Source organism: Pseudomonas sp. Leaf127, from assembly GCF_001423155.1.
Classification (GTDB): Bacteria; Pseudomonadota; Gammaproteobacteria; order Pseudomonadales; family Pseudomonadaceae; genus Aquipseudomonas; species Aquipseudomonas ovata.
Genome location: NZ_LMOA01000022.1, coordinates 314,227 through 340,288, shown reverse-complemented (window position 1 = coordinate 340,288; position 26,062 = coordinate 314,227). Strand labels below are relative to the sequence as shown.

Here is a 26,062-nt window from a genome sequence, read left to right as displayed (position 1 = left end):
CTACCGTCCTACCGCACCAGATGCAGGAACTGCATGTGGCGTTCGTACTGGTCGAGCACGTCGTTGATCACCTGCTCCTTGGTGTAGCCGACCAGGTCATAGTCCTGACTGCCTTCGCTCAGGTGCACCTCGGCGCGGTAGTAGCGGCGGTTGTTCAATTGCTTGGAGCCCATGCCGCCACGGGCGAAGGACGGGGTGAAGAAGCCTTTCATCTGTACCTGGTAGATGAAAGGACGCTCTTCGCCGTGGCCGATTTCCAGGGTCACCGAGTCGTTGGCCGGGTCCGGCACGTTGTTCACGACCAGGCCCTTTTCGACGAACACGGCCGTCACTTCGTCGATGGCCGGGCGTACGGTCTGGTCGAGGAAGCGGTACACCTCGTCGCGCGACGGGTAATGCACCGCCTGGCTCAGACGCTGGCGCCAGCCGCCACGCCGGGCACCCGAGGCCGGGGCCAGGGAATACAACTGCGCCAGTTGCCGCTGCGACTCCAGATAGAACGCCTTGTGCAGCCCCCACATCATCAGCAGCAGGATCAGCGAGAACGGCAGCGAGGTCAGCACCACCGCCGACTTGAGCGCATCGATGCTGCCGGAGAACAGCAGGCCGCTGGTCACCAGTGCCGTGGCCGCACCCCAGAAGACGCGCAGCCATTTCGGGCCGTCTTCATCGGCATTGCCGCCTTTGGCCGACAGGGTCGAAAGCACCACGGTGCCGGAGTCGGCCGAGGTGACGAAGAACACAAAACTGATGAACACGGTCACGGCAATGACCGTCTTGCTCCAGGGGTAGGTTTCCAGCAGCAGGTACAGGGTCATGGACGGGTCGTCGATGGCCGACTGGCCCAGCGCGGTCATGCCGTTTTCCAGCACTTGGTGAATGGCGCTGTTGCCGAAGATCGACATCCACGCCAGGGTGAAACCCAGCGGAATCAGCAGCACGCCAAAAACGAACTCGCGGATGGTGCGACCTCGCGAAATGCGTGCGATGAACAGGCCCACGAACGGCGCCCAGGCAATCCACCAGGCCCAGTAGAACACGGTCCAGCCGCCCAGCCAGCCGTCGACACTCTTGTAGGCGTAGACGTCGAAGCTCTTGGACGGCAGCGCGCCCAGGTAGTCGCCGATGTTCTGCACCAGGGTGTTGAGCAGGTGCTGGGTGGGACCGGCGAACAGCACGAACAGCAGCAGTGCACAGGCCAGCAGCATGTTGATGTCGGACATGACCCGCACGCCCTTGTCGACGCCAGACACGGCCACCACGATGGCCGCGCCCATCATCAGGGTGATCAGCCCGACCTGCACCCACTGGGTGTGGGCCACGCCGAACAGGTAGTCCAGGCCGGAATTGAGATGCAGCACGCCAAAGCCCATGTCGGCACCCAGGCCGAAGATGGTGGCGATGATACCGAAGCCGTCGACGGCATAACCGATCGGGCCATTGATGCGCTTGCCGATCAGCGGGTACAGCGCCGAGCGCAAGGCCAGCGGCAGGTTATGCCGGTAGGCGAAATAGGCCAGCGCCATGCCGACAAAAGCGAACACGCCCCAGCCATGCAGGCCCCAGTGCAGGAACAGCAACTGCATGGCCTGGCGCGCCGAATCCACCGTACCGGCCTCGCCTTGCGGCGGTTGCAGCATGTGGGTCAGGGGTTCGGATACGCAGAAGAAAAACAACGTGATGCTGATACCGGCGGCGAACAGCATGCCGGCCCAGGACAGGTAGCTGAATTCGGGCTCGTCGTGGTCGGCACCGAGCTTGATCTTGCCGTAGCCAGACAAGGCGGTGACCACCACGAAGACCAGATACAGCGTCATGACCAGCATGTAGTACCAGCCGACGGTTTCGGCCGCCCAGGTCTGCGCCGCCAGCAACCATTGGCCACTGGCCTCGGGAAAGCTGATGACGATGATGCCGAAAATGAGGATGAAACTGGCCGCAAAATAGAACACCGGCGCATTCATGCGCACCGGGCCATTACCGGCAGGGGTGAGGGTATTCATGCGCGATACGCCTCCAGCGTCCGTAAAACACGGGTCAGACATGGGCAGGACAAGGGCATTGCCTCCTTTTGAGAGCGGGCAGCGGACCACCGTTCAAGATTGATTGAACGTTCAATTTAAACATGAAAGCGCCCGTAATGACGAATTGCAGGCGGTGTGTCGGGGGTTGGAACAGGCGTAAGACGTGCACGACGAACGGATCGTTCCCTGATGGCACGGTGATTACAGAGCCGCTGTAGGAGCGCGCTTGCCCGCGACCGAGTGCGTAGCGCTCGCAGAAATCTCGAAAACGCTGAAATTTTACGACTGCTGCGCAGCCGGTCGCGGGCAGAGCGCGCTCCTACAGAATTTGTGAAACGCCACAACTTTACGACTGCTGCGCAGCCGGTCGCGGTGGTCCGGCATTCCGGCAAGCGCGCTCCTACAGCCGGAGGGGTCTGAGCGCGGGCGGAGTGCGCTTTACTTCTGGGTGCCGTCGTCGGTCTGCAGCAGATTGGCCTGGGTCAGGTTGCTGCCGGCCGGCACGCTGCGGGTCAGCCAGACGTTGCCGCCGATGGTCGAGCCCTTGCCGATGGTGATGCGCCCCAGGATGGTCGCACCGGCGTAGATCACCACATCGTCCTCGACGATCGGGTGACGGGCCTGGCCCTTGTGCAGGTTGCCGTTCTCATCGGCCGGAAAGCGCTTGGCGCCCAGGGTCACGGCCTGATAGATGCGTACCCGCTCGCCAATGATCGCGGTTTCGCCGATCACCACGCCGGTGCCATGGTCGATAAAGAAGCTCGGGCCGATCTGCGCGCCGGGGTGCAGGTCGATGCCGGTGTCGGAGTGGGCGATTTCCGCGCTGATACGCGCCAGCAGCGGCAGGCCGGCACGGTACAGGTGGTGCGCCAGGCGATGGTGGATGATCGCCAGGATGCCCGGATAGCACAGCAGCACCTCGTCGACACTGCGCGCCGCCGGGTCACCCTGGTAGGCGGCCAGCACATCGGTGTCGAGCAGCCGGCGAATACCCGGCAGGGCAATGGCAAAGTCCTGGATGATCTGCAGCGCTCGCTGGTCGATGCCTCCGACCGGCGTACCCTGCTGCTGGGCCACGTATCGCAGTTCCAGTCGCGCCTGGGCCAGCAGGGCGTTGAGGGCGACATCCAGGGTATGGCCGACGTAGAAGTCCTCGCTCTCCTCACGCAGGTCCACCGGCCCCAGGCGCATGGGAAACAGCGCCCCGGTCAGCGCCTCGATGATGTCGCTCATCGCCGCGCGCGACGGCAGTTCGCGCCCGCCATGTTCGCCGCTGACCCGCCGGTTACGGGTGCGCCAGTCGTCACGCGCCTCGCGCAACTGGCCGACGATACGCTGCAATTGCCAGTGGCTGGAGCGGCCGTCGCCAGTGCCTTGTGGGATATCGCTCACGCTGAACTCTCCTGGGTCGTCAAGGGAACGCGATCGCGTTGATGCGGCCGCCTGCCTTCTACTCTACGGCAAACAAATGCGTTGAAAAAATACCCGTTTGCGCAAGACCCGGACGACAACGGCATAAGCCTGCACCGGTTGCCGTGTACCAAACCTGTGCCTATAGTCGAGTGATTCTCCACAGGAACGCCTTTATCCACATGCTCAATAAACAGCTTGCCCGTTTTCCGCGCCTGGACCTGATCGGCGCCCCTACCCCACTGGAAAAGCTCGAACGCCTGTCGGCCTGGGTCGGGCGCGACATCTATGTCAAGCGTGACGACACCACCACCCTGGCGCTGGGCGGCAACAAGGTGCGCAAGCTCGAATACCTGGCCGCCGATGCGCAGGCACAAGGCGCCGACACGCTGATCACCGCCGGTGCCATCCAGTCCAACCATGTGCGCCAGACCGCCGCCCTGGCCGCCCGCCTGGGCCTGGGCTGCGTGGCCCTGCTGGAAAACCCCATCGCCAGCGAAGACCCCGGCTACCTGCACAACGGCAACCGCCTGTTGCTGGAACTGTTCGATGCCAAAGTGGAGCTGGTCGAAAACCTCGACAACGCCGACGAACAATTGCAGGCGTTGGCCGCGCGCCTGCAGAGCAACGGCAAAAAGCCCTATACCGTGCCCATCGGCGGCTCCAGCCCGGTCGGCGCCCTGGGGTATGTTCGCGCAGGCCTGGAGCTGGCCGATCAGATCGAACAGATCGGCGTGCCCTTTGCGGCCGTGGTGGTCGCCTCCGGCAGCGCCGGCACCCACAGCGGTCTGGCGCTGGCCCTGGCCGAGCGGCAACCGGCACTGCCCTTGATCGGGGTGACCGTGTCGCGCAGTGAGGAAGACCAGTTACCCAAGGTCCGGCGCCTGGCCGAAAGCACCGCCGCCCTGCTGGACATCGCCGTGCCGGAACCCTTGAAGATCAATCTGTGGGACGAGTACTACGCGCCCCGTTACGGCGAGCCCAATGCCGGCACCCTGGCAGCGATCCGGCTGGTGGCCGGCCAGGAAGGCCTGTTACTGGACCCGGTCTATACCGGCAAGGCCATGGCCGGCCTGCTCGACGGCATCGGTCGGCAGCGCTTCGACGAAGGCCCGATTGTCTTTGTCCATACGGGCGGCGCGCCGGCACTGTTTGCTTATCCACAGCTGTTTTCCGGCTGAGGGCGCAGGCCAGAGCACTGCACGACACTTATGCAATAACGAAATAAAAAAACACTTTTAGTTATTTTTATTTATAAAAAACACCTTCTATAGTGCGCGCCACACGAAGGGGTGCCGAACAAATCTTTACAGGTTCGGCACTTCGTCCGTTTCCAAGAAGTCTCAATTCTGATCGACACGTGCATTCATCAAGGGGCTCGCATGAACATTTCCGCTATCCGCCGTACCGTCCTGTTTTCCGCCCTGAGCCTGGCGCTCGGCACCGGCCTTGCCGGCCAGGCTATGGCCGGTGAGCAACTGCAGAAAATCAAGGACAGCGGCACGTTGAACGTGGGCCTGGAAGGCACCTATCCACCCTTCAGCTTCGTCGATGAAAACGGCAAGCTCACAGGCTTCGAGGTCGAGCTGGCCGAAGCGCTGGCCAAGGAACTGGGGGTCAAGGCCAAGGTGCAGCCGAGCAAGTGGGACGGCATTCTTGCCGCCCTGGAATCGAAGCGCCTGGACGTCGTGGTCAACCAGGTGACCATTTCCGAAGAGCGCAAGAAGAAGTACGACTTCTCCACGCCCTACACCGTGTCCGGCATCCAGGCCATGACCAGAAAAGACACCGCCGCCTCGATCAAGACCGCCCAGGACCTGGCCGGCAAGAAAGTGGGCCTGGGCCTGGGCACCAACTATGAGCAATGGCTCAAGGAGAACGTGCCAGGCGCCATTATCAAAACCTATGACGACGATCCGACCAAGATCCAGGATCTGAGCGTAGGCCGTATCGACGTCATTCTGGTTGACCGTCTCGCGGCCCTGGAAATGCAGCAAAAGACCAAAGACAAGCTGGTCGCAGCCGGTGAGGCCTTCTCGCGCCAGGCATCCGGTATCGCCCTGCGCAAGGGTGAGCCCGAGCTGCTGGCGGCCATCGACGAGGCACTGGCCAAGCTGCGCGCCGACGGCACGCTGAAAAAGCTGTCAGAGAAATACTTCGGCGCTGACGTGACCCAATGATTCAGGAGAGTCTCAATCTCGTCATCGAGTCGGCGCCCTTTCTGCTCAAGGGCGCTTACTACACCGTCGTACTCAGCCTGGGCGGCATGTTCTTTGGCCTGCTGCTGGGCTTTGCCCTCGCGCTGATGCGCCTGTCGCGGTCGAAGCTGGTGAACTGGACGGCGCGGCTCTACGTGTCATTCTTTCGCGGCACGCCCTTGCTGGTGCAGTTGTTCCTGATCTACTACGGTCTGCCGCAGCTGGGCCTGGAGCTGGACCCGTTGCCGGCGGCGCTGATCGGTTTCTCGCTGAACATGGCCGCCTACGCCTGTGAAATCCTGCGCGCCGCCATCGGCTCGGTGGACCGCGGGCAATGGGAGGCGGCCGCCAGCATCGGCATGACCCGCTGGCAGGCCATGCGCCGGGCGATCCTGCCGCAGGCAGCACGCACCGCCCTGCCACCGCTGGGCAACAGCTTCATTTCGCTGGTCAAGGACACCGCGCTGGCCGCCACCATCCAGGTGCCGGAGCTGTTCCGCCAGGCGCAGCTGATCACCGCGCGCACCTTCGAGATCTTCACCATGTACCTGGCCGCGGCGCTGATCTACTGGGTGCTGGCCACCCTGCTCTCGCATTTTCAGAACCGTCTCGAAGCCCGGGTCAACCGTCATGAACAGGAGTCCTGAGGCATGATCGAAATCAAGGGCCTGACCAAGGACTTCAAGGGCAACCCGGTGCTCAAGGGCATCGACCTGCGTGTCGAAGCCGGCGAGGTGGTGGCCATTATCGGCCCCAGTGGCTCGGGCAAGACCACCTTGCTGCGCTGCCTGAACCTGCTCGAAGAACCGTCCGGCGGCACCCTGCAGGTCGGTGATATCCGCATCGACGGCAACCGTCCCCTGGGCAAGCAACAGGATCTGATCCGCCAGTTGCGCCAGCAGGTGGGGTTCGTGTTCCAGAACTTCAACCTGTTCCCGCACCGCACCGCCCTGGAAAACGTCATCGAAGGGCCGCTGGTGGTCAAGAAGGTTGCCCGCGAAAAGGCCATCGCCCTGGGCCGGCAATTGCTGGCCAAGGTGGGCCTGGCCGGCAAGGAAGACGCCTACCCCAGGCGTCTGTCCGGCGGCCAGCAGCAGCGGGTGGCGATTGCCAGGGCCCTGGCCATGGAGCCGCAGGTGATTCTGTTCGATGAGCCGACTTCGGCGCTGGACCCTGAACGGGTCGGCGAAGTGCTCAACACCATCCGCGACCTGGCCGCCGAACAGCGCACCATGGTCATCGTCACCCACGAGATGAGCTTTGCCCGTGATGTGGCCAATCGTGTGGTGTTTATCGACAAGGGAGTCATTGTCGAGCAGGGCGAAGCCAAGGCCCTGTTCGCCAATCCCACCCAGGCACGCACGCGCCAGTTTCTGGAGCGCAGTCGTTCCTGATCCCGCATCCGGTAGGAGGGCTGCTTACTGTCAGGTAAACAGCCTCTATCAATAAGTGTAGGAATTTTCTGATTCGCTCATTTCATGCTTTACCCGCCCGTCGACTTATTGACAGCCCCAACTAAAACTCATTAGTTCAGAAAGAAAAAAGTTCGACGCCCAAACGAGTTCATTGAGTTTTGTGCCACGTTTGCACGCCCTGTTATTTATCGACCGGCGACTACGCTCGTGACTGGGGCTGGTCCGCCTGTGCCTTTTTAGTTGCATGACTTGAAACGAGCGAGTATCCGGACATGAGTCACACTTCCTGCACCACCCCCCAGGCAAAACTGCCTGCCCCCGTTATTCCCATGGCCTGCCGACATGGCGTCGGCCTGCTTGCCGCACCGCAGCTGACCGTGCAGATTCCGGCCTATGAAGCGATGGATGAAGGCGACCTGATCGAGTTGTTCTGGGACGGCTGCTATGTCGCCTCCGCCGTCCTGAGCCGCGACGACCTGCAGCACTCGGTGGCCTTGCGGGTGCCTGAAAGCTTCCTGCAAAACGGCAAGGCCCGAACCTACTACCGGGTGATGAAGATCGGCGGCACGCCCCTCACCTCGCTGTGTCACAAGCTCTGGGTCAAGCTGGATGCACCTGGCGGGCAACTGCCGGGCTCCAGCGAGGAGGAAAACCAGGGCCTGGCGCCGCTGTCGCTATCGCCCTGTGTGGCCCGGCGCGGCCTGACGCCCAGGCATCTGGAGAGCGGCCTGCCACTGACCATCGAGCCGTACCTGAACATGGCCGCCCACGACGAAATCACCCTGCGCTGGGGCGACTTGCGGCTGGACCTGCCACCGCTGCGCGAAGAGGATATCGACAACCCCATCGACCTGGTGATTCCCCCTGCCCTGATTCGCGAAGCCATCGAAACCCAGCCACCGGAAATCACTTACTGCATTATTGACCGGGTCGGCAATCACTCGTACTGGGCACCTTCGCGCGCACTGAATATTCAACTTCTGGAATCTGAAGTGTGAGCGGCGGGCCGTTGTTAAATGTAGCGATTCGCCAGTTTTCAACAATAAACATGGCCTATCGACACACACGCACACAGGGGCCTTATTACTTATAACCCTGAATACCGTTATTACCCGGCCTGACGGAATGGCGCCTAAAGTTTCATGCCCACCGCCAGCCGGTTGAATGCATTCATCAATGACACTGCCAGGGTCAGGTCACTGATCTGGGCAGCGGAAAAGTGCGCCTGCAAGGGCTCGTACAGCTCATCGGGCGCCCCTTGTTCACTGATGTGCGTGAGCGACTCGGCCCAGGCCAGTGCCGCCCGCTCACGCGCATCGAACAGTTCGCTGATCCGCCAGCCGGCCAGGCAGTCGAGCTTTGCCTGCGGCACGTCGCACTCGCGCAGGGTTTGCGCATGCTTGCCCAGGCAAAACGCGCAGCCGTTGATTTGCGACACCCGCAGGAACACCAGCTCCAGCAGCGGCAATTCCAGCGCGCCTTCGACCAGCGCCTTGTTGGTGGCCAGCAGGCCTTGATAGGCGGCCGGCGACAGGGAGGGAAACGGCAGTCTGAGTTGGCTCATGGTGAATCTCCTATGAAAAATAAAGGTTCAGGAACAGGCGAGCGCGCCAAACAACGGCTCCAGGGCCAGCCGGGTACGCGCCTCGGCCAGCGCGCTGTTGACGGCTTCATCACCGAACACCAGGCCCTGCAAATAGCTGAAGTGCAGGTCGAACACGCCCAGGGTGTTGAGCACATGGCGCAGGTAGGACGTGAGGAAATCAGGCTGCCGCGCCCGCACGCCCTGATGAACGCCACCGGACCCCGCCAGCACGTAGGTCGGCCGGTCGCGCAGCAGACCGGTCTTGCCCTCGGGACCTGCGCTGAAGGTGCGGTGAATGCGCAGCACATAATCGATCCACAGCTTGAGCGCGGCTGGCACGGTGAAGTTATGCATCGGCGTGGCGATCAGCAGCACATCGCAGCTTTGCAGCTCGTTGATCAGCGCCTCGGACACCTCGAACACCGGCGCGTCGAACGGGGTGACCGTGGTCAGGGCGCGGGCATACTCACTCGTCAACGGCGGCAATGGCCGGGCACCCAGATCACGCTCGACCAGCGCCAGCGCCGGTTGCCGCTGGCGCAAGGCGCCTATCAGCTCCAAGGCCAGTTGGTAAGCATGGGAAGCCTCGCCCTGGGGGCTGGCATTGATCAGCAGGACGTTTTTCATGCTGCGCTCCCGTCGTTCAGGCCCTGGGTGAAGTGCATGCCACGGGCCAGCAGGCCCTGGCGAAAATAGAAACGCTGGGCCAGCGGCATGTGCAGGCCGGTGTCCAGCACCAGGTGCTGGCAACCCCGACGACACGCCTCGCTGCGCACGGCCTCCAGCAACTGCGCACCCAGGCCGCTGCGCTGCAGGTCGGGACTGATGACCAGGTCGTCGACATAGATGAAGCGGCCATACAACAGGTTTTCCAACTCACGGTAGCCGGCCAGGCCAACGGTGGTTTCACCGTCGCGCACGGCCAACAGGCGATACCCCTGGCCGGTCTGGCGCAGCAGTTGCGCGGTATAGGCCTCGGTGCAGGCCAGATGCGGGCGCAGGACGCGCATCAGCTCGAAACTGGCCGCCAGGCCGGATCGGTCGTCGAGGTGCAGAAAGGTATAGGCCATGGGGTGAGCCGCCGTGAAGAGAGGGATCACTTTAGGCGGCCGATGACCTAAGCTACAGGGCCAAAAAACACATAAATGACCAGGCCATGTTGACGCCCTTCATTCCGGATCGCAGCCAGACCTCACCGATCTACCGTCAGCTGTACCAACGTTTTCGCGAGTCCATCGCCGACGGCCGCCTGCGTCCCGGCGACCGGGTGCCGGCCGTGCGTGCGCTGGCGGCGGAACTGAACCTGGCGCGCGGCACCGTGGAGGCGGCTTACCAGTTGTTGATAGCTGAAGGCTACCTGATTGCCCGAGGGGCGGCCGGTACGGTGGTCACACCACATTTGCCGGCCCTTGCTACAGGCGCCGTGCCGTTGCCGGAGCCGGCAGCGCCCTTCGCGTCCAGCCATCGCGGTGCGCTGCCGCAGGCCTTGCAGATGGGCCTGCCGGCGCTGGATGCCTTTCCGCGCAAGCTGTGGACCCGCCTGGCCGGGCGTCAACTGCGCCAGGCCGGGCTTGAAGGGCTGGTCTATCCCGACCCGCAAGGCCATGCACCGCTGCGGGCGGCCATCGCCACTTATCTGGGGATTTCACGCGGTATCACCTGCCGGGCCGAACAGGTGTTCGTCTGCGCCGGCTACCGCGCCTGCCTGGACCTGATCGTCCACACGCTGATGCAACCCGATGACCGCTGCTGGTTCGAGGAGCCGGGCTATTTCATGGCCCGCAATGCCTTGCAGCACGCCGGCATGCACCTGGTGCCGGTGCCGGTGGACGACCAGGGCCTGGACGTGGCCCAAGGCATTCAGCGCGCACCGGATGCCCGCTTTGCCGTGGTCACCCCGACCCACCAGAGCCCGCTGGGTGTGTCGCTGTCGTTGCCGCGCCGCCTGGCCCTGCTGGACTGGGCCGGCCGCAACCAGCGCTGGATCATCGAGGATGACTACGACAGCGAATACCGCTACCAGGGCAGGCCGTTGCCTGCACTCAAGAGCCTCGACCAGCAGGGCCGTGTGCTGTACACCGGCACCTTCAGCAAGGTGCTGTTTCCCGGCCTGCGCCTGGCCTACCTGGTGGTGCCGGCCGAACAGAGCCAGGCCTTCGCCTGCCAGGCCGACCGGCTGCACAACCATTGCCCGCAGCTGCTGCAAGCCACGGTCACGGCGTTTCTCAACGAGGGACATTTTGCCCGGCACCTGAACAGGATGCGCCAGCTTTACGCACACCGCCGTCACTGGCTGGTCGAGGCCTTGCAACAGGCCTTTGGCGAGCGCTTGCACCTCAATCCGCAGGCCGGCGGCATGCATGTGCTGGCCGGCCTGCCAGAAGGTGACGACGTCGAAATGGCCCGGCGTGCCAGAGCCCAGGGCCTCTCGATAGAGCCGCTGTCGCAATGGTATCTGCAAGAGACGCCCCGGCAGGGGCTGGTGATGGGCTTTACCAATGTCACCCGTGCCGAACAGGCGTCGGCACTGGCGCAGCGGTTGGCAGGCTGTCTTTAAACAGCCATGGGCGCCGTCAGTGGCGCATGATGCTGATAGCCTTCCAGGCTGAAGTCCGAAGGTTCGATCAGCTCCAGCCACTCGGGCTGATAGACACCGGTCTTGGCAAAGTCCGGCACACGCTCGGAAATGACCAGCTTCGGCGCCGGGAACGGCTCACGGGTCATCTGCTCGTTGAGCATATCCAGGTGGTTTTCATACACATGGGCATCGCCGATGAAGTAGGTGAACCAGCGCGGTGTGTAGCCGGTCAGGCGCCCGATCAGGCTCAGCAGCGCTGCACCCTCGGTGAGGTTGAACGGCGTGCCCAGACCCAGGTCGTTGGAGCGGATGTACAGGGTCAGGGAGATTTCCCGGGTCTGCGGATTGGGGTGCAGCTGGTACAGCAAATGACACGGCGGCAAGGCCATTTCATCGAGCTGCGCACAGTTCCAGCCGTGGAACAGAATGCGCCGGCTGCCGGGGTCGTTGATGATGGTGTCGACGCACTGGCGGATCTGGTCGATGGCCTTGTACAGCACCACGAACGCCTGGCCGTCTTCTTCGGCCTCGGCGATCTGCCGGTAGCCCTGGGCCAGGGTCTGCTCGATAGCCGCCTGGTTGCTGGCCGGAATGCGCTTGTAGGCCGGCCACTTGCGCCATTGCACGCCGTAGATTTCGCCCAGGTCGTCTTCACCCTGGCGGAACGGGTTGTTCAGCCAGTGGGTGTTTTCGTTGGCATTCTGGTCCCAGACCTTGCAGCCCAGGGCACGGAATTCAGCGGCGTTGTTGACGCCGCGCAAGAAGCCGACCATCTCGCCAATGGCTGATTTGAACGCCAGGCGCCGGGTGGTGATGGCCGGAAAGCCTTCCTGCAGGTCATAGCGCAACATGGCGCCGGGGAAACTGATGGTGTTCACCCCGGTGCGGTTGGCCTGCAAGGTCCCGTGCTTGATCACATGGGCGACCAGTTCCAGATATTGCTTCATTTCATTACCTGTATCGTTGAACCCGCCAGGCTCGCACCCGGCGTTTCAGAATTAAACCGCTGCCTTGTGGGCATTCGGGGCGCGCTTGTAGGCCAGCCAGATGAGCAGCAGGCCGGCGATGATCATCGGCAGGCTGAGGATCTGGCCCATGGTGACCCAGCCCCAGGCCAGGTAGCCCAGTTGTGCGTCGGGCACGCGCACGAACTCGACGACAAAGCGGAAGATCCCGTAGAACAGCGCGAACATGCCAGACACGGCCATGGTCGGGCGCGGCTTGCGCGCGAACAGGTTGAGGATGATGAACAGTGCCACGCCTTCCAGAGCAAACTGGTACAGCTGCGAAGGATGGCGCGCCAACTGGGCCGGGTCGCTGAACGGCGGAAAGATCATCGCCCACGGCACGTCGGTCGGCTTGCCCCACAGTTCGGCATTGATAAAGTTACCGATGCGGCCCGCACCCAGGCCGATCGGCACCAGCGGGGCGACGAAATCCATGATCTGGAAGAAGCTCTTGCCGTTGCGCCGCCCGAACCACCAGGCAGCGATCATCACGCCGACAAAACCGCCGTGGAAGGCCATGCCGCCTTTCCAGACCTCGAAAATCAATAACGGGTTGGCCAGGTAATTGGACAGGTCGTAGAACAGCACATAGCCCAGCCGCCCACCGACGATGACGCCCATGGCCAGCCAGAAGATCAGGTCGGAGAGTTTTTCCTTGGTCCAGGTCGGATCAAAGCTGTTCAGCCGGCGCGAGGCCAGCCACCAGGCGCCTCCGATGCCGACCAGGTACATCAGCCCGTACCAGTGGATCTGCAGCGGGCCGAGGGAAACCGCTACCGGGTCAATCTGCGGGTAAGGCAGCATTGCGACTCCTTAATGGGATGCCTTTGCGGCAACGTGATCAGCGGCGCATGTTACCGGAGCGGGGCGTGGGGCTCTAGCCGAGACCGACCGAAGATCGTTACAGTTTCATCTTCCAAAGGAGCACCGCATGTGTCTGATCGTATTCGCCTGGCGCCCCGGCCACTCACAACCGTTGATCGTAGCGGCCAATCGTGACGAGTTTTACGCCCGCCCCACGCAAGCGCTGGCGCCATGGCCAGAGGCGCCGCAGGTGTATGCCGGGCGCGACCTGGAGGCCGGTGGCACCTGGCTGGGCGTCACCACGAACGGACGCTTTGCGGCGCTGACCAATATTCGCCAGCCTGGACAAACGCCGGGGCTGCGTTCACGGGGTGAGCTGGTGGCGGGGTTTCTGACCGGCGAGCAGTCGCCCGAGGCCTATATGGCCGAGGTGGCGGATCGAGCACATGAGTACACCGGCTTCAATCTGCTGGTGGGTGTGCCGGGTGAGCTCTATTACCTGAGTTCGCGGCAACCCGCACCACAGCGCCTGGAAGAAGGTGTATATGGACTGTCCAATGCCGGACTCGACACGCCCTGGCCCAAGCTGCGCAAGGCCAGGGCCGGGCTGGCCGCCCACCTGTCTGACCCGCACCCCCCGGCCTTGCTGGCGTTGTTGAGCGATGGAGAACCGGTCGCCATGGGCGATCTGCCCGATACCGGGGTGGGCCTGGCGACCGAGACCTTGCTGTCGAGCGTGTTCATTGCCAGCGCGCATTACGGCACACGGGCCAGCACCGTCCTGATCGTCGAGGCCGACGGACGCCAGCGCYTGGTCGAGCGCAGTTTCGGGGTGCAGGGGGTGCAATCGGGCGAGGTCGCGCTGGATATACGTATCGGGTAGGAGCGCGCTTGCCGGAATGCCGGACCACCGCGACCGGCTGCGTTAGCAGTCGTAAATTTTCAGCGTCTACACAATTTCTGCGAGCGCTGCGCACTCGRTCGCGGGCAAGCGCGCTCCTACMGAGCCCYACAAGGGCGTGTCAGTGCCCTTTCACGGACCCCGGGTTGAGCAATTACGGCACACGGGCCAGCACCGTCCTGATCGTCGAGGCCGACGGACGCCAGCGCYTGGTCGARCGCAGTTTCGGGGTGCAGGGGGTGCAATCGGGCGAGGTCGCGCTGRATATACGTATCGGGTAGGAGCGCGCTTGCCCGCGACCGGCTGCGTTAGCAGTCGTAAATTTTCAGCGTCTACACAATTTCTGCGAGCGCTGCGCACTCGATCGCGGGCAAGCGCGCTCCTACCGAGCCCTACAAGGGCGTGTCAGTGCCCTTTCACGGACCCCGGGTTGAGCATCCGCGCCAGTCCCAGGTTGCGCAGGGCCAGTTGCAGCGAGCTGCTGATGACTTGCGGGTTGTCGTTGGTCATCAACTGGGCCAGCAGGTCCTTGGCCATGCTCAACTTGACCTGGCGCAGCATCCACTTCACTTTCGGCAGGTTGGTGGCGTTCATCGACAGGCTGTCAAAGCCCATCGCCATCAGCAGCACGGCCGCCGCCGGATCGCCGGCCATTTCGCCGCAGATGCTGACCGGCTTGCCTTCGGCATGGGCGTCATGCACCACGCTTTGCAGGGCTTGCAGCACCGCCGGGTGCAGGTAGTCGTAGAGGTCGGCCACCCGTGGGTTGTTACGGTCCACGGCCAGCAGGTACTGGGTCAGGTCGTTGGAGCCCACCGAAAGGAAGTCCACCTGGCGCGCCAGGTCGCGGGCCTGGTAGACCGCCGCCGGGACTTCGATCATGACCCCGACCGGCGGCATCGGCACATCGGCGCCTTCGTCGCGCACCTCGCCCCAGGCCCGGTGGATCAGGTGCAAGGCCTCTTCGACCTCATGGGTGCTGGAGATCATCGGCAGCAGAATGCGCAGGTTGTTCAGGCCCTCGCTGGCCTTGAGCATGGCGCGGGTCTGCACCAGGAAGATTTCCGGGTGGTCGAGGGTCACGCGGATACCGCGCCAGCCCAGGAACGGGTTTTCTTCCTTGATCGGGAAGTACGACAGCGACTTGTCGCCGCCAATGTCCAGGCTGCGCATGGTCACCGGCAGCGGATGGAAGGCCGACAGTTGCTCGCGGTAGATGGCCAGCTGTTCCTTTTCGCTGGGGAAACGCTGGTTGATCATGAACGGCACTTCGGTGCGGTACAGCCCTACACCCTCGGCGCCGCGCTGCTGGGCGCGGGCGACGTCGGCCAGCAGGCCGGTGTTGACCCACATCGGCATGCGATGGCCATCCAGGGTCACGCAGGGCAGCTCGCGCAGGGCGTCGAGGTCCTGGGACAGCTGGCGTTCTTCTTCGACCACCACGCCAAACTGCTTGCGCAGGATCTCGCTGGGGTTGGTGTAGACCTCGCCGTGATGGCCATCGACGATCAGCTCGATGCCATCGACCTTCGAATACGGGAAATCGACCAGGCCCATGACCGTGGGAATGCCCATGGCCCGGGCCAGGATGGCGACGTGCGAGTTGCCCGAGCCCATCACCGAGACCAGGCCGACCAGCTTGCCTTCGGGGACTTCGCCGAGCATGGCCGGCGACAGTTCCTCACTGACCAGAATCGTGTTGTCGGGGTACACCAGGGTCTGCTGCCGCGCCTCTTGCAGGTAGGCCAGCAGGCGCCGGCCCAGGTCCTTGACGTCGGAGGCACGCTCGCGCAGATAGGCGTCGTCCATCAGCTCGAAGCGGTTGACGTGCTCGGTGACCACCGAACGCAAGGCACCCTGGGCCCACTGGCCGGTCTTGATGACGTTGGTGACCTCGCTGCCCAGCGCCGCATCGTCGAGCATCATCAGGTAGACGTCGAACAGCGCGCGCTCTTCGGGGCGCAGCTGGGTGGCCAGCTTCTTGGACAGGTTGCGCATGTCGTTGCGCACGCCTTCGAGCGCGTTCTGGAACAGCGCCAGCTCGGCGTCGATGTCGGTGACGGTCTTGTCCGGCACCACTTCAAGGTCGGCCGGCGGCAGCATGACCACCGCCACGCCCACGGCGGCGCCGGGCGAGCCGGCCACACCGACGAACTTGGCTTCCTGGATGCCCTTGCCCTGACGACCCAGGCCACGGATGGAACCGGTGGCTTCAGCGTGGGCAATAACCCCCGCCAGCTGGGCGCTCATGGTCACCAGGAAGGCTTCTTCACCCTCGTCGAACTGGCGGCGCTCTTTCTGCTGGATGACCAGCACGCCCACCACGCGGCGGTGGTGGATGATCGGCGTACCCAGGAACGAGGCGTAGCGCTCCTCGCCGGTTTCGGCGAAATAGCGATAGCGCGGGTGCGTGGCGGCGTCTTCGAGGTTCAGCGGTTCTTCGCGGGTGCCGACCAAGCCGACCAGGCCCTCGTTGGGGGCCATGCTGACCTTGCCGATGGAACGCTTGTTCAGGCCTTCGGAGGCCATCAGCACAAAGCGGTTGGTCTCGGGGTCCAGCAGATAGACCGAGCAGACCTGGCTGCCCATGGCCTCCTTTACACGCAGCACAATAATGCCCAACGCCGCCTTGAGATCCTTGGCGGAGTTAACTTCCTGGACGATCTTGCGCAGCGTATTGAGCATGGCTCGGGGTCGAACTCCGTGTCAGTCACGCGCCATCAGGCGCGGGGCAAGCTCTTTGAGGGCGCGCCGATAGACCTCGCGCTTGAATGTCACTACCTGACCCAACGGATACCAATAACTGACCCATCGCCAGCCATCGAACTCCGGTTTGCCGGTCAAATCCATCCGCACCCGTTGCTCGTTGGAGATCAGGCGCAGAAGAAACCATTTCTGCTTTTGGCCGATGCACAAAGGCTGGCTGTGCGTGCGTACCAGCCGCTGTGGCAGACGATAACGCAACCAGCCCCGGGTACAGGCAAGAATCTGCACGTCCTGGCGCTCAAGACCGACTTCTTCATTCAATTCGCGGTACAACGCGTCTTCCGGCGTCTCCTGAGGGTTGATGCCCCCTTGTGGAAACTGCCAGGCGTCTTGGTTGATACGCCGAGCCCATAGGACCTGACCAGAATCGTTTGTCAGAATAATCCCGACATTAGGACGGAAACCATCGGGGTCGATCACGGCAACAACCTCGCAAACGCATGTTGGCGCATTGTTCCACAAAGCCGCTCAAGGCAGCAACGAGGCTTGACACCTTATATGAAGTCTTGTGAAAACCTCATGGTCCCGGACGCTTTTCCTGTCTTTTCAGTGGGTAACTGCTGATGCCCGACGGCTGGTGTCATCCCGGCCGGACCACCAGCAAGACCGCCAGGGCGATAAAGCACAGCCCGGCCACGCCTGCCAGCACCTGGCTGAACCGCACCGGCCCCGCCGGGGCGAACAGCCGCATCAGCAGCCAGGCCCAGGCAAACAGCCCCACGGTGTACAGCACACTGCTCGACAGAATCCAGGTCTGCCCCAGCGACAGGCCCAGTTCATGCACCAGCCGCCCGCCACTGAACGGCAGGATCGCCAGGCACACGGCCATGGCCACCCATGCCCACACCTGTGGACGCCGCACCCGCCCGCCCGGGGCTGGCGCGGTGCCCGCACGCTGGCGCTTGACCCACCCGCCCGCCAGGCCGAGGCCGGCCAGCAACAAGGCTACCAGCGCGGTGATATGCAAGGTCTTGAGGGCAATGACAAGGTTCATGGTGCGGCCTCCTTATAGACTCGACCCAGACGGATTCAACCCAGAAACAGACGATACGCCGGATTGTGTGTCTCGTCCCAGTACCGGTAGCCGATCTGCTCCAGCGCCTGACCGACCAGGTGCCGCTCTTCTTCGGGCACCACCAGCCCGGCCACCACCCGCCCATCGGCCGCGCCGTGGTTGCGGTAGTGGAACATCGAGATGGTCCAGCGCCCGCCCAGCTTGTTGAGAAAGTTGAACAGTGCCCCCGGCCGTTCCGGAAACTCGAAGCGCAGCACCAGCTCGTCGCTGACCCGCTCCGAATGCCCGCCCACCATGTGGCGGATGTGCAGCTTGGCCAGNATTACCAGTATTATGACCAACAAGATTGTACAGTTCCTTTGTACCAATGCTTGCAGAAGCAGGAATCGCCCTCAACGGGGATAGATGTACCCCTCGATTGGCTTACGCTCCCCCAGCTTGTTGAGAAAGTTGAACAGCGCCCCCGGCCGTTCCGGAAACTCGAAGCGCAGCACCAGCTCGTCGCTGACCCGCTCCGAATGCCCGCCCACCATGTGGCGGATGTGCAGCTTGGCCAGTTCGTTGTCGGTCAGGTCGACCACCGGAAAGCCCTGTGCGGTCAGGCTGTCGATCAGCGCGTGGCGCGGGTCGCGGTCCGGGTGGGTCTGCACGCCGACGAAGATGTGCGCCTCGCGGTCGGTGTGGTAGCGGTAGTTGAATTCGGTGATCTGGCGCTTGCCGAYCGCCTCGCAGAAGGCCTTGAAGCTGCCCGGGCGCTCGGGGATGGTCACYGCGATGATGGCCTCGCGGCCYTCGCCSAGTTCGGCGCGCTCGGCGACATGGCGCAGGCGGTCGAAGTTGACGTTGGCGCCCGAGTCGATGGCCACCAGGGTCTGGCCCTGGACACCGCGCTGCTCGACGTATTTCTTGATGCCCGCCACGCCCAGGGCGCCGGCCGGTTCGGTGATCGAGCGGGTGTCGTCGTAGATGTCCTTGATGGCGGCGCAGATTTCGTCGCTGCTGACGGTGATGACCTCGTCGACGTAATGACGGCAGACCTCGAAGGTGTGCTGGCCGATCTGCGCCACCGCCACGCCATCGGCGAACAGCCCGACCTGGCTGAGCACCACGCGCTCRCYGGCGGCCATCGCSGCCTGCAGGCAGTTGGAGTCGTCCGGCTCGACGCCGATGACCTTGATCTCCGGGCGCAGGTACTTCACATAGGCGGCGATGCCGGCGATCAGCCCGCCGCCGCCGACCGGCACGAAGATGGCGTCCAGCGGGCCGGGGTGCTGGCGCAGGATTTCCATGGCCACCGTGCCCTGGCCGGCGATGGTGTCGGGGTCGTCGTAGGGGTGGATGTAGACCAGGCCCTGTTCGTCGACCAGCTTGAGCGAATGCGCCAGCGCCTCGGGAAACGAGTCGCCATGCAGCACCACCTGCGCGCCGCGCGAGCGCACGCCCTCGACCTTGATTTCCGGGGTGGTCTTGGGCATCACGATAACGGCCTTGATGCCCAGCTCGCGGGCGGCCAGGGCCAGGCCCTGGGCATGGTTGCCGGCGGAGGCGGTGACCACGCCGCAGGCCAGTTGCGCGGGGCTCAGCTGCGCCAGCTTGTTGTAGGCGCCACGGATCTTGAAGGAAAACACCGGCTGCAGGTCTTCGCGCTTGAGCAGCACCTGGTTGCCCAGGCGCTCGGACAGTTGCCGGGCACCGTGCANTGCTGGCGCAGGATTTCCATGGCCACCGTGCCCTGGCCGGCGATGGTGTCGGGGTCGTCGTAGGGGTGGATGTAGACCAGGCCCTGTTCGTCGACCAGTTTCAGCGAATGCGCCAGCGCCTCGGGAAACGAGTCGCCATGCAGCACCACCTGCGCGCCGCGCGAGCGCACGCCCTCGACCTTGATTTCCGGGGTGGTCTTGGGCATCACGATAACGGCCTTGATGCCCAGCTCGCGGGCCGCCAGGGCCAGGCCCTGGGCATGGTTGCCGGCGGAGGCGGTGACCACGCCGCAGGCCAGTTGCGCAGGGCTCAGCTGCGCCAGCTTGTTGTAGGCGCCACGGATCTTGAAGGAAAACACCGGCTGCAGGTCTTCGCGCTTGAGCAGCACCTGGTTGCCCAGGCGCTCGGACAGTTGCCGGGCACCGTGCARCGGGGTTTCGATGGCGACGTCGTAGACGCGCGAGGTGAGGATCTTGCGCATGTAATGGTTCAGCAGGTCATGGCTCATCGCGGCGTTTCCTTGTCCAAAGTGAACGAGCGAAGGGCGACGGCTGAAAAGCGCACAGGGCTGGCAGGCGAGGCGATAGAGCGAAGGATGGCGATCATGGCTGACTCCTGGTTCACGTATCGAGACCCGGGAGGCAGAAAAAACCCGCCTCCAGGGCGGGTTTTTTGCAAACGTCGGCTAACCCGCCATGACTGGAATGACGGTAATAATAATCTGGCCGAGGTTTTGCTTGAATGTAGGCATGACCGCGAGGGTAGGGTGTGAAGGGGCCGCACGTCAAGCCGGTCAAGCAGCAATGTGCCTTCATCGTGTTCCATGGCAGACGCCATGCACCTCGACAGTGCAGGGCAACGCTAAATTGCCCGCCTGTGGACACGTATATTTACCTGAACTGACATTTTTTCTTCATCGGCGAACCTTACTGTCAAGCCAGCGGTCAGTACACCCAACGCCCAAGACAACGAGGGCAGATCAAAAGAACTTCAGCCAAGAGGGCTAGCCACATGGACGAATACCAGGAAGAACTGCTTGAATCGCGCGCCTTTGAACTCGACCCGGTAGAGCCGGCCGACGACGCGACCGAACTGTGATTATCGAGCGCTTTGGCGCTGGTGGCGGCGAAACTCTCCCGGCGTCTGCCCGCTCCAGCGTTTGAAGGCGCGCTGAAAGGCCTCTGCCGAGGCAAACCCCAGCAAATAAGCGATCTCGCCGAACGCCAGTTCCGTGTCGCGGATATACGCCATCGCCAGGTCGCGGCGGGTGTCGTTGAGAATGTCCCGAAAGCGCGTGCCCTCATCACTCAGCTTGCGCCGCAAGGTCCAGGTCGGCAGCTTGAGCAGGGCCGCCACCGCTTCCAGATCCGGTTCCCTTCCACCATTGAGCAGCGGCCCCAACAGGCCGATGATGCGCTCGCGCAGGCTGCGTGTGCGGGTCAGGCGCTCCAGTTCCTGTTCACACAATTGCTGCAAGTGATCGAACGTACCGGGGCAGTGCGCCGGGTTGGGCAACTGCAGGCAGGCACGTTCCAGCCGCAGCCGATTGGCGCTCGCATCGAAAACGATGGATTGCTCGCTGAGCGGGGCATAGTCGCCTGCATAGTCCGGCGCTGCGCATTCGATTTCGATGCGTTGGGCTTTGAGCGCTTGCCCGGCCACGGCCGACAATTGCGCCAGCCAGCCGCTGAACACCGAGTCGACGACAAAACGGTTATAGGCGTTGTACGGGCTGATGGAATAAAAATTCAGCCACGCGCCCTCGGCGTCTTCCTCGAACACTGACTGGCCCCGGTAGTTGGAGGCGTACAACGGCTCGAAGCGCAGCAGGGTGCGCGCCGCCTCGCGCACCGTGGGGGCCTGGGCGGCGGTGACACCGGCCAGCCCGAGCTGCGGCAGGCGGCTGAGCCGGCCCATGCGCAAGCCCAGCCCGGGCTGGCCGGTGAGCGCGATGGCCGCATGCCCCAGGTGCATGTAGCGCGGGATCGACAACCGTGCACCGGCCTGGCCCAGCCGGGCTGCCGTCAGGCCGTATTGTTCGAGCATCAAGGCCGGGTCATGGCCATAACTGCGCACGGCATCGCTCAGGCTGTGGATAAACCCCACCGACAGGTCACCCAGGCGCAGTGTCGGTCTGGGCGTGTTCACAGCCACACATTGATCATGCGGGCACCGTCGCTGCGCTGTTCAAGCGGTTGTCCGGCCGGCACGGCCCCGGGCGCGTGGGTAAAGCTTTCGCCGGCACTGTTCTGGTCCCAGAACTGGCCCTGCATGAACACGCTGATCCCGGCCTTTGCCGTGCTGCGCGGGGCCTGGCCGGTCAGGGTCAGGTGTCGCCAGGCCTGGGCCTCGGTAAGGCTGCCGGCTGGCAGGTCGACACCGCGGCGGTCGCGCCAGGGCTGGTTCCAGCGCTCGCGATTGGGCAAGAAGGCCGGCACGGCAATCAATTGCACCGCCTGGTCGTTGAGCCGCGCATAGTAGTCGGCATGCAGGCTGTCACTGCCGATCAGCACGCCCAGGCGTCCGGCCGGGGTGTCGAAGACTTGCAGCGCGGCGGGGTCTGCGGCCTTGATGTAGCGTCGCTGGTGGTTGTCCGGGGCCATCTGGCGTTGCGGCTGGCCCAGCGGCTGGCCGTCGGCGCCAAAGACCAGGCTGACGTTGTACAAGGGGCCGGAGCCGATGTGCAATTGGCCGTCTTCGAGCCGCGGGTCAGGCAGCACCACGGAGCCGGCCACCAGCGTCACGCCAAACTCGCGCGCCAGGCCGCCGAACACCTGTTGATAGTCGTGGGCCATGCCGCTGGCCTTCATGCGCAGGTAGGCATCCGCCAGCCGGGGCTGGCCTTCTGCCTGTGCCATGGCGCGCAAAAACTGCACAGGATTGCTCCAGGCCAGCCAGTGCATGGCTTGCCCGACCGTGTCGGCCTGGTAGAACTGATTCTTCTCGCCGGCCGCGTACAGCCAGGTGCCGATGTGCTCAGGCAATACCACCAGGGTCTTGTCATTGAGCAAACCCTGATCCCGGGCCTGTTGCAGCCAGGCGGCCAGCTTGCGGTGCAGGCGGTTCAGGTCCTGATAGTCGGTGGGGTACAGCCGGGCCTCGATGCCCAGCAGGTTGCCGCGCCCGGCGGGCATGCCTTCGTTGGCCACCAGTTGAATGCGCAGGTCCGACAGGTAGTGACCCATGGGCCGTTGGGTGGTCCATACGCCATAGCTGACCAGCAGGGCCGCGACCAGCACTGTCAGGCAGAGACCGAGAATTTTACGCATGAAGCCCTGCCGCTGCCGTTGGAAAGTTGCCGACTAGGGTAGGGCGCGGCTGGCAGCTTGCCAAGCCCGGGTTGCGCATCCTGATCAGTGAGTTGTCAGTTTCGGTCATTGAGCGCAGAGACTGGGCTATTTACTGTGGGCAACATAGCGATACATAGCGATAAGGGAGCCCAGACTCCCACCCCTTTCCGTGATGACCTAGCTGGAGCCTGACCATGAGCACCGCCGCCTACCCGCACCTGCTCGCCCCGCTGAACCTGGGGTTCACCACCTTGCGCAACCGCGCCCTGATGGGCTCGATGCACACCGGCCTGGAAGAACAGCCCGGCGGGTTCGAGCGCATGGCGGCCTACTTTGCCGAGCGCGCCCAGGGTGGCGTCGGCCTGATCGTCACCGGTGGCATCGCCCCCAACGAAGAAGGCGTGACCTACAAGGGCGCGGCCAAGATGACCACCCCCGAGGAGGCGGCCCGGCATCGAGTGGTGACCGACGCGGTGCATGCCGCTGGCAGCAAGATCTGCATGCAGATCCTGCACACCGGGCGCTACGCCTACAGCCCCAGGCAGGTGGCCCCCAGCGCGATCCAGGCGCCGATCAACCCGTTCACACCGCGTGAGCTGGACGAAGAAGGCATCGAAAAGCAGATCCAGGACTTTGTCACCTGCGCCCGCCTGGCCCGCGAGGCCGGTTATGACGGCGTCGAAATCATGGGCTCCGAAGGCTACTTCATCAATCAGTTCCTGGCCGCACGCACCAACCAGCGCACCGACCGCTGGGGCGGCAGCTATGAGAACCGCATGCGCCTGCCGGTGGAGATCGTGCGCCGGGTACGCGAAGCAGTGGGGCAGGACTTCATCATCATTTATCGGCTGTCGATGCTCGACCTGGTCGAAGGTGGCAGCGACTGGGAAGAGATCGTGCGGCTGGCCCAGGCGGTCGAACGGGTCGGTGCCACGCTGATCAACACCGGCATCGGCTGGCACGAGGCGCGCATCCCGACCATTGCCACCAAGGTGCCGCGTGCGGCGTTCAGCAAGGTCACCGCACACCTCAAGGGCGCGGTTTCGATTCCGCTGATCACCACCAACCGCATCAACACCCCCGAGGTCGCCGAGCAGGTGCTGCGCGAAGGCGATGCCGACATGGTGTCCATGGCCCGGCCGTTCCTGGCCGACCCTGAATTCATCAACAAGGCCGCTGCCGGGCGCGCCGCCGACATCAATACCTGCATCGGCTGCAACCAGGCGTGCCTGGACCATATCTTTGCCGGCAAGCTGACCAGTTGCCTGGTCAACCCGCGCGCCTGCCATGAAACCGAACTTAACTACCTGCCCACCGCACAGCCCAGGCGCATTGCCGTGGTCGGCGCCGGCCCCGCCGGGCTGGCAGCGGCCACCGTGGCGGCCGGGCGCGGTCACCGGGTGATACTGTTCGAGTCGGCCGGCGAGATTGGCGGGCAGTTCAATATCGCCAAGCAGATTCCGGGCAAGGAAGAATTCTTCGAAACCCTGCGCTACTTTGGCCGCCAACTGCAAAACACCGGGGTCGAGGTGCGCCTCAATACCCGCGTCACCGCGCCAGAGCTGCTGGCCCAGGGTTTCGACGAGGTGCTGCTGGCCACCGGCATCACCCCACGTCTGCCGGCGATTCCCGGCATCGAGCATCCCAAGGTCCTGAGTTACCTGGAGGTCATCGGCCAGCATCGCCCGGTCGGGCATCGAGTGGCGGTGATCGGTGCCGGTGGCATCGGTTTCGACGTGTCGGAATTTCTCGTGCACCAGGGCACCTCCACCAGCCTGGACCGTGAGGCGTTCTGGAAAGAGTGGGGCATCGACACCCGTTTGCAGGCACGCGGCGGTGTCACCGGCATCAAGCCCGAGATCGAAGCACCGGCCCGCGAGGTGTTTCTGTTGCAGCGCAAGGCCTCCAAGGTCGGCGACGGCCTGGGCAAGACCACCGGCTGGATTCACCGCACCGGCCTGAAGAACCGCCAGGTGCAGATGATCAGCGGCGTGCAGTACCTGCAGATCGACGACGCCGGCCTGCACATCCGCGTGGGGGAGGGCGAGCCACAGGTGCTGGCGGTGGATAACATCGTCATTTGCGCCGGCCAAGACCCGTTGCGCGAGCTGCATGACGCGCTGGTCGAAGGCGGGCAACCGGTGCACCTGATCGGCGGTGCCGACGTGGCCAGCGAGCTGGATGCAAAACGGGCCATCGACCAGGGGGCACGACTGGCAGCGGCCCTATAGACCTGTAGACTGGCGCGCCCTGTCACCGACCGACCTGCCATGATCCACACTGCCCTGGCCTGGCACCCCCAGGCACCGTTGCAACCGCTGACACTGCCCTGGCTGCACGTGGCCGGGGTCGAGGTGGCGATCCTGCGCCTGGACCTGATCGATCCGCTGATCAGCGGCAACAAGTGGTTCAAGCTGCGCGAACACTTGCACTGCGCCGTACAGCAAGGCGCGACCGGCCTGATGAGCCTGGGCGGCGCGCATTCCAACCACCTGCACGCGCTGGCCGCCGCCGGCCAGCGTTTCGGTTTTGCGACCGTCGGCCTGCTGCGCGGCCATGCGCAACAGACGCCCACCGTGCAGGACCTGCAAGCGTTCGGCATGCACGTGCACTGGCTGGGTTACGCCGGTTACCGGGAGCGTCACCAGGCCGGTTTCTGGCAGCCCTGGCAGGCGCAGTATCCCGGCCTGTACCCGATTGCCGAGGGCGGCGGCGGGCTGGCCGGCACGGTCGGCTGTGCGGACATCGTGACCCTGGCGCGCAATCAGCTGGCCGGCCTGGGCTGGCGCGATTATCACGGCTGGTGGCTGGCTGCCGGCACCGGCACCACCCTGGCCGGTCTGGTGCGCGCCGAGGCCGGTGCGCATCCGGTCTACGGCGCGCTGGCGGTGCCGGCTGATCATGGCGTGGCGGAAAATGTCGCGGCACTGGTTGAGCACGCCGGCAGCGGCTATCAACTGATCGACGCCAGCCGCGGCGGCTTTGCCAGAACCGATGCCCGGCTACTGGCGTTCATCGCCCAGAGCGAAGCGCACAGCGGCGTGCCGCTGGAGCCGCTGTATACCGGCAAGGCCCTGCTGGCGCTGCACGATGCCGTCAGCGAGGGCCGCTTCGCCCCCGGCACCCGCCTGATCTTCATCCACACCGGCGGCCTGCAAGGCCACCGCCCATAAGCCCCAGATCACCCGCGCATCCACCATAGGACCGCGGTAGGAGCGCGCTCTGCCCGCGACCGGCTGCGTTAGCAGTCGTAAAATTGTGGCGTTTAATCAATTTTGCGAGCGCTGCGCTCTGCCGGAATGCCGGACCACCGCGACCGGCTGCGCAGCAGTCGTAAATTTTCAGCGGCCACACAATTTTTGCGAGCG

Annotated in this window: 23 protein-coding genes and 2 pseudogenes; 10 read left to right on the top strand and 15 right to left on the bottom strand. The window is 64.0% G+C overall.

The window, feature by feature from the left end:
- Positions 1–8: 8 nt before the first annotated feature.
- Both betT and epsC read right to left on the bottom strand, forming a co-directional pair.
- On the bottom strand, positions 9–1,964 hold the full coding sequence (gene betT / locus ASF84_RS19395) for a choline transporter BetT (protein WP_162241271.1): 1,956 nt from the start codon (positions 1,962–1,964) through the stop codon (positions 9–11).
- 498 nt (positions 1,965–2,462) lie between these two features.
- Positions 2,463–3,416: a serine O-acetyltransferase EpsC gene (gene epsC / locus ASF84_RS19390; RefSeq protein WP_056840466.1), complete on the bottom strand. Its 954-nt coding sequence runs from the start codon at positions 3,414–3,416 to the stop codon at positions 2,463–2,465.
- A 200-nt stretch (positions 3,417–3,616) separates the two neighbouring features.
- Here epsC and ASF84_RS19385 point away from each other — a divergent pair, with 200 nt between their 5' ends.
- The 5 genes from ASF84_RS19385 to ASF84_RS19365 all read left to right on the top strand — a co-directional run bounded on the left by ASF84_RS19385 (position 3,617) and on the right by ASF84_RS19365 (position 8,045).
- Entirely contained in the window at positions 3,617–4,615 is a 999-nt protein-coding gene (locus tag ASF84_RS19385; protein WP_056840465.1) for a D-cysteine desulfhydrase, read from the top strand.
- Positions 4,616–4,816: 201 nt separating this feature from the next.
- A complete protein-coding gene (gene tcyJ / locus ASF84_RS19380; RefSeq protein WP_056840464.1) occupies positions 4,817–5,614 on the top strand; it encodes a cystine ABC transporter substrate-binding protein in 798 nt (265 codons plus the stop codon).
- Positions 5,611–6,279: a cystine ABC transporter permease gene (tcyL, locus tag ASF84_RS19375; protein ID WP_056840463.1), complete on the top strand. Its 669-nt coding sequence runs from the start codon at positions 5,611–5,613 to the stop codon at positions 6,277–6,279. Before tcyJ ends, tcyL begins: the two co-directional genes overlap by 4 nt.
- Before the next feature lie 3 nt (positions 6,280–6,282).
- Positions 6,283–7,026 (top strand): L-cystine ABC transporter ATP-binding protein TcyN, encoded by a 744-nt coding sequence (tcyN, locus tag ASF84_RS19370; protein WP_056840462.1) that lies wholly within the window; start codon positions 6,283–6,285, stop codon positions 7,024–7,026.
- Positions 7,027–7,319: 293 nt separating this feature from the next.
- Positions 7,320–8,045 carry a hypothetical protein gene (locus ASF84_RS19365; protein WP_056840461.1) on the top strand — a complete coding sequence of 242 codons (726 nt, stop codon included), beginning with the start codon at positions 7,320–7,322 and terminating at the stop codon, positions 8,043–8,045.
- Between the two features lie 134 nt (positions 8,046–8,179).
- On the opposite strand, the gene ASF84_RS19360 is transcribed toward ASF84_RS19365, so the two are convergent.
- Genes ASF84_RS19360 through ASF84_RS19350 form a run of 3 tightly spaced genes read right to left on the bottom strand, consistent with a single transcriptional unit; the run spans position 8,180 to position 9,702 of the window.
- Positions 8,180–8,611, bottom strand: a complete 432-nt coding sequence (locus tag ASF84_RS19360) for a carboxymuconolactone decarboxylase family protein (protein WP_056840460.1) — start codon at positions 8,609–8,611, stop codon at positions 8,180–8,182.
- Positions 8,612–8,638: 27 nt separating this feature from the next.
- Entirely contained in the window at positions 8,639–9,259 is a 621-nt protein-coding gene (locus ASF84_RS19355) for an FMN-dependent NADH-azoreductase (RefSeq protein WP_056840459.1), read from the bottom strand.
- Entirely contained in the window at positions 9,256–9,702 is a 447-nt protein-coding gene (locus tag ASF84_RS19350) for a GNAT family N-acetyltransferase (RefSeq protein ID WP_056840458.1), read from the bottom strand. Before ASF84_RS19350 ends, ASF84_RS19355 begins: the two co-directional genes overlap by 4 nt.
- Before the next feature lie 86 nt (positions 9,703–9,788).
- Between ASF84_RS19350 and pdxR the strand changes: the two genes are divergently transcribed.
- Positions 9,789–11,189 (top strand): MocR-like pyridoxine biosynthesis transcription factor PdxR, encoded by a 1,401-nt coding sequence (gene pdxR, locus ASF84_RS19345; protein ID WP_056840457.1) that lies wholly within the window; start codon positions 9,789–9,791, stop codon positions 11,187–11,189.
- Here the strand turns inward: pdxR and ASF84_RS19340 are convergent.
- Positions 11,186–12,157 carry a thymidylate synthase gene (locus ASF84_RS19340; protein ID WP_056840456.1) on the bottom strand — a complete coding sequence of 324 codons (972 nt, stop codon included), beginning with the start codon at positions 12,155–12,157 and terminating at the stop codon, positions 11,186–11,188. The two genes, pdxR and ASF84_RS19340, sit on opposite strands and share 4 nt — an antisense overlap.
- Before the next feature lie 51 nt (positions 12,158–12,208).
- Complete coding sequence (gene lgt / locus ASF84_RS19335) at positions 12,209–13,021, bottom strand: prolipoprotein diacylglyceryl transferase (protein ID WP_056840455.1); 813 nt, start codon at positions 13,019–13,021, stop codon at positions 12,209–12,211.
- A 127-nt stretch (positions 13,022–13,148) separates the two neighbouring features.
- Here lgt and ASF84_RS19330 point away from each other — a divergent pair, with 127 nt between their 5' ends.
- Positions 13,149–13,904: an NRDE family protein gene (locus tag ASF84_RS19330; protein ID WP_056840454.1), complete on the top strand. Its 756-nt coding sequence runs from the start codon at positions 13,149–13,151 to the stop codon at positions 13,902–13,904.
- A gap of 164 nt (positions 13,905–14,068) precedes the next feature.
- Entirely contained in the window at positions 14,069–14,203 is a 135-nt protein-coding gene (locus ASF84_RS29940; protein WP_269084936.1) for a hypothetical protein, read from the top strand.
- A gap of 124 nt (positions 14,204–14,327) precedes the next feature.
- Here ASF84_RS29940 and ptsP read toward each other — a convergent pair whose 3' ends face one another.
- From ptsP to ASF84_RS19290, 8 genes and pseudogenes are all read right to left on the bottom strand, one after another.
- Positions 14,328–16,607: a phosphoenolpyruvate--protein phosphotransferase gene (ptsP, locus tag ASF84_RS19325; RefSeq protein ID WP_056840453.1), complete on the bottom strand. Its 2,280-nt coding sequence runs from the start codon at positions 16,605–16,607 to the stop codon at positions 14,328–14,330.
- Positions 16,608–16,628: 21 nt separating this feature from the next.
- Positions 16,629–17,108, bottom strand: coding sequence for an RNA pyrophosphohydrolase (locus ASF84_RS19320; protein ID WP_056840452.1), 480 nt, complete (start codon positions 17,106–17,108; stop codon positions 16,629–16,631).
- A 160-nt stretch (positions 17,109–17,268) separates the two neighbouring features.
- Positions 17,269–17,682 carry a DUF2269 family protein gene (locus ASF84_RS19315; RefSeq protein WP_056840451.1) on the bottom strand — a complete coding sequence of 138 codons (414 nt, stop codon included), beginning with the start codon at positions 17,680–17,682 and terminating at the stop codon, positions 17,269–17,271.
- 35 nt (positions 17,683–17,717) lie between these two features.
- Positions 17,718–18,023: pseudogene (locus ASF84_RS19310) on the bottom strand (threonine ammonia-lyase, biosynthetic); the annotation flags it as partial.
- Between the two features lie 81 nt (positions 18,024–18,104).
- Positions 18,105–19,402, bottom strand: a pseudogene (gene ilvA / locus ASF84_RS19305) (threonine ammonia-lyase, biosynthetic); the annotation flags it as partial.
- A gap of 1 nt (position 19,403) precedes the next feature.
- Positions 19,404–19,912, bottom strand: a 509-nt coding sequence (locus ASF84_RS19300) for a pyridoxal-phosphate dependent enzyme (RefSeq protein WP_156684327.1), incomplete at its 3' end; no start/stop codon positions are given.
- Between the two features lie 590 nt (positions 19,913–20,502).
- Positions 20,503–21,552 carry an AraC family transcriptional regulator gene (locus ASF84_RS19295; RefSeq protein ID WP_056840811.1) on the bottom strand — a complete coding sequence of 350 codons (1,050 nt, stop codon included), beginning with the start codon at positions 21,550–21,552 and terminating at the stop codon, positions 20,503–20,505.
- Complete coding sequence (locus tag ASF84_RS19290; RefSeq protein ID WP_056840448.1) at positions 21,549–22,673, bottom strand: nitrilase-related carbon-nitrogen hydrolase; 1,125 nt, start codon at positions 22,671–22,673, stop codon at positions 21,549–21,551. The genes ASF84_RS19295 and ASF84_RS19290 overlap by 4 nt, the downstream gene beginning before the upstream one ends.
- A gap of 215 nt (positions 22,674–22,888) precedes the next feature.
- On the opposite strand from ASF84_RS19290, the gene ASF84_RS19285 reads away from it, so the two are divergent.
- Both ASF84_RS19285 and ASF84_RS19280 read left to right on the top strand, forming a co-directional pair.
- Positions 22,889–24,925, top strand: a complete 2,037-nt coding sequence (locus ASF84_RS19285; protein ID WP_056840447.1) for an NADPH-dependent 2,4-dienoyl-CoA reductase — start codon at positions 22,889–22,891, stop codon at positions 24,923–24,925.
- Between the two features lie 39 nt (positions 24,926–24,964).
- On the top strand, positions 24,965–25,867 hold the full coding sequence (locus ASF84_RS19280) for a 1-aminocyclopropane-1-carboxylate deaminase/D-cysteine desulfhydrase (protein ID WP_056840446.1): 903 nt from the start codon (positions 24,965–24,967) through the stop codon (positions 25,865–25,867).
- The last annotated feature ends 195 nt before the right edge of the window (positions 25,868–26,062 follow it).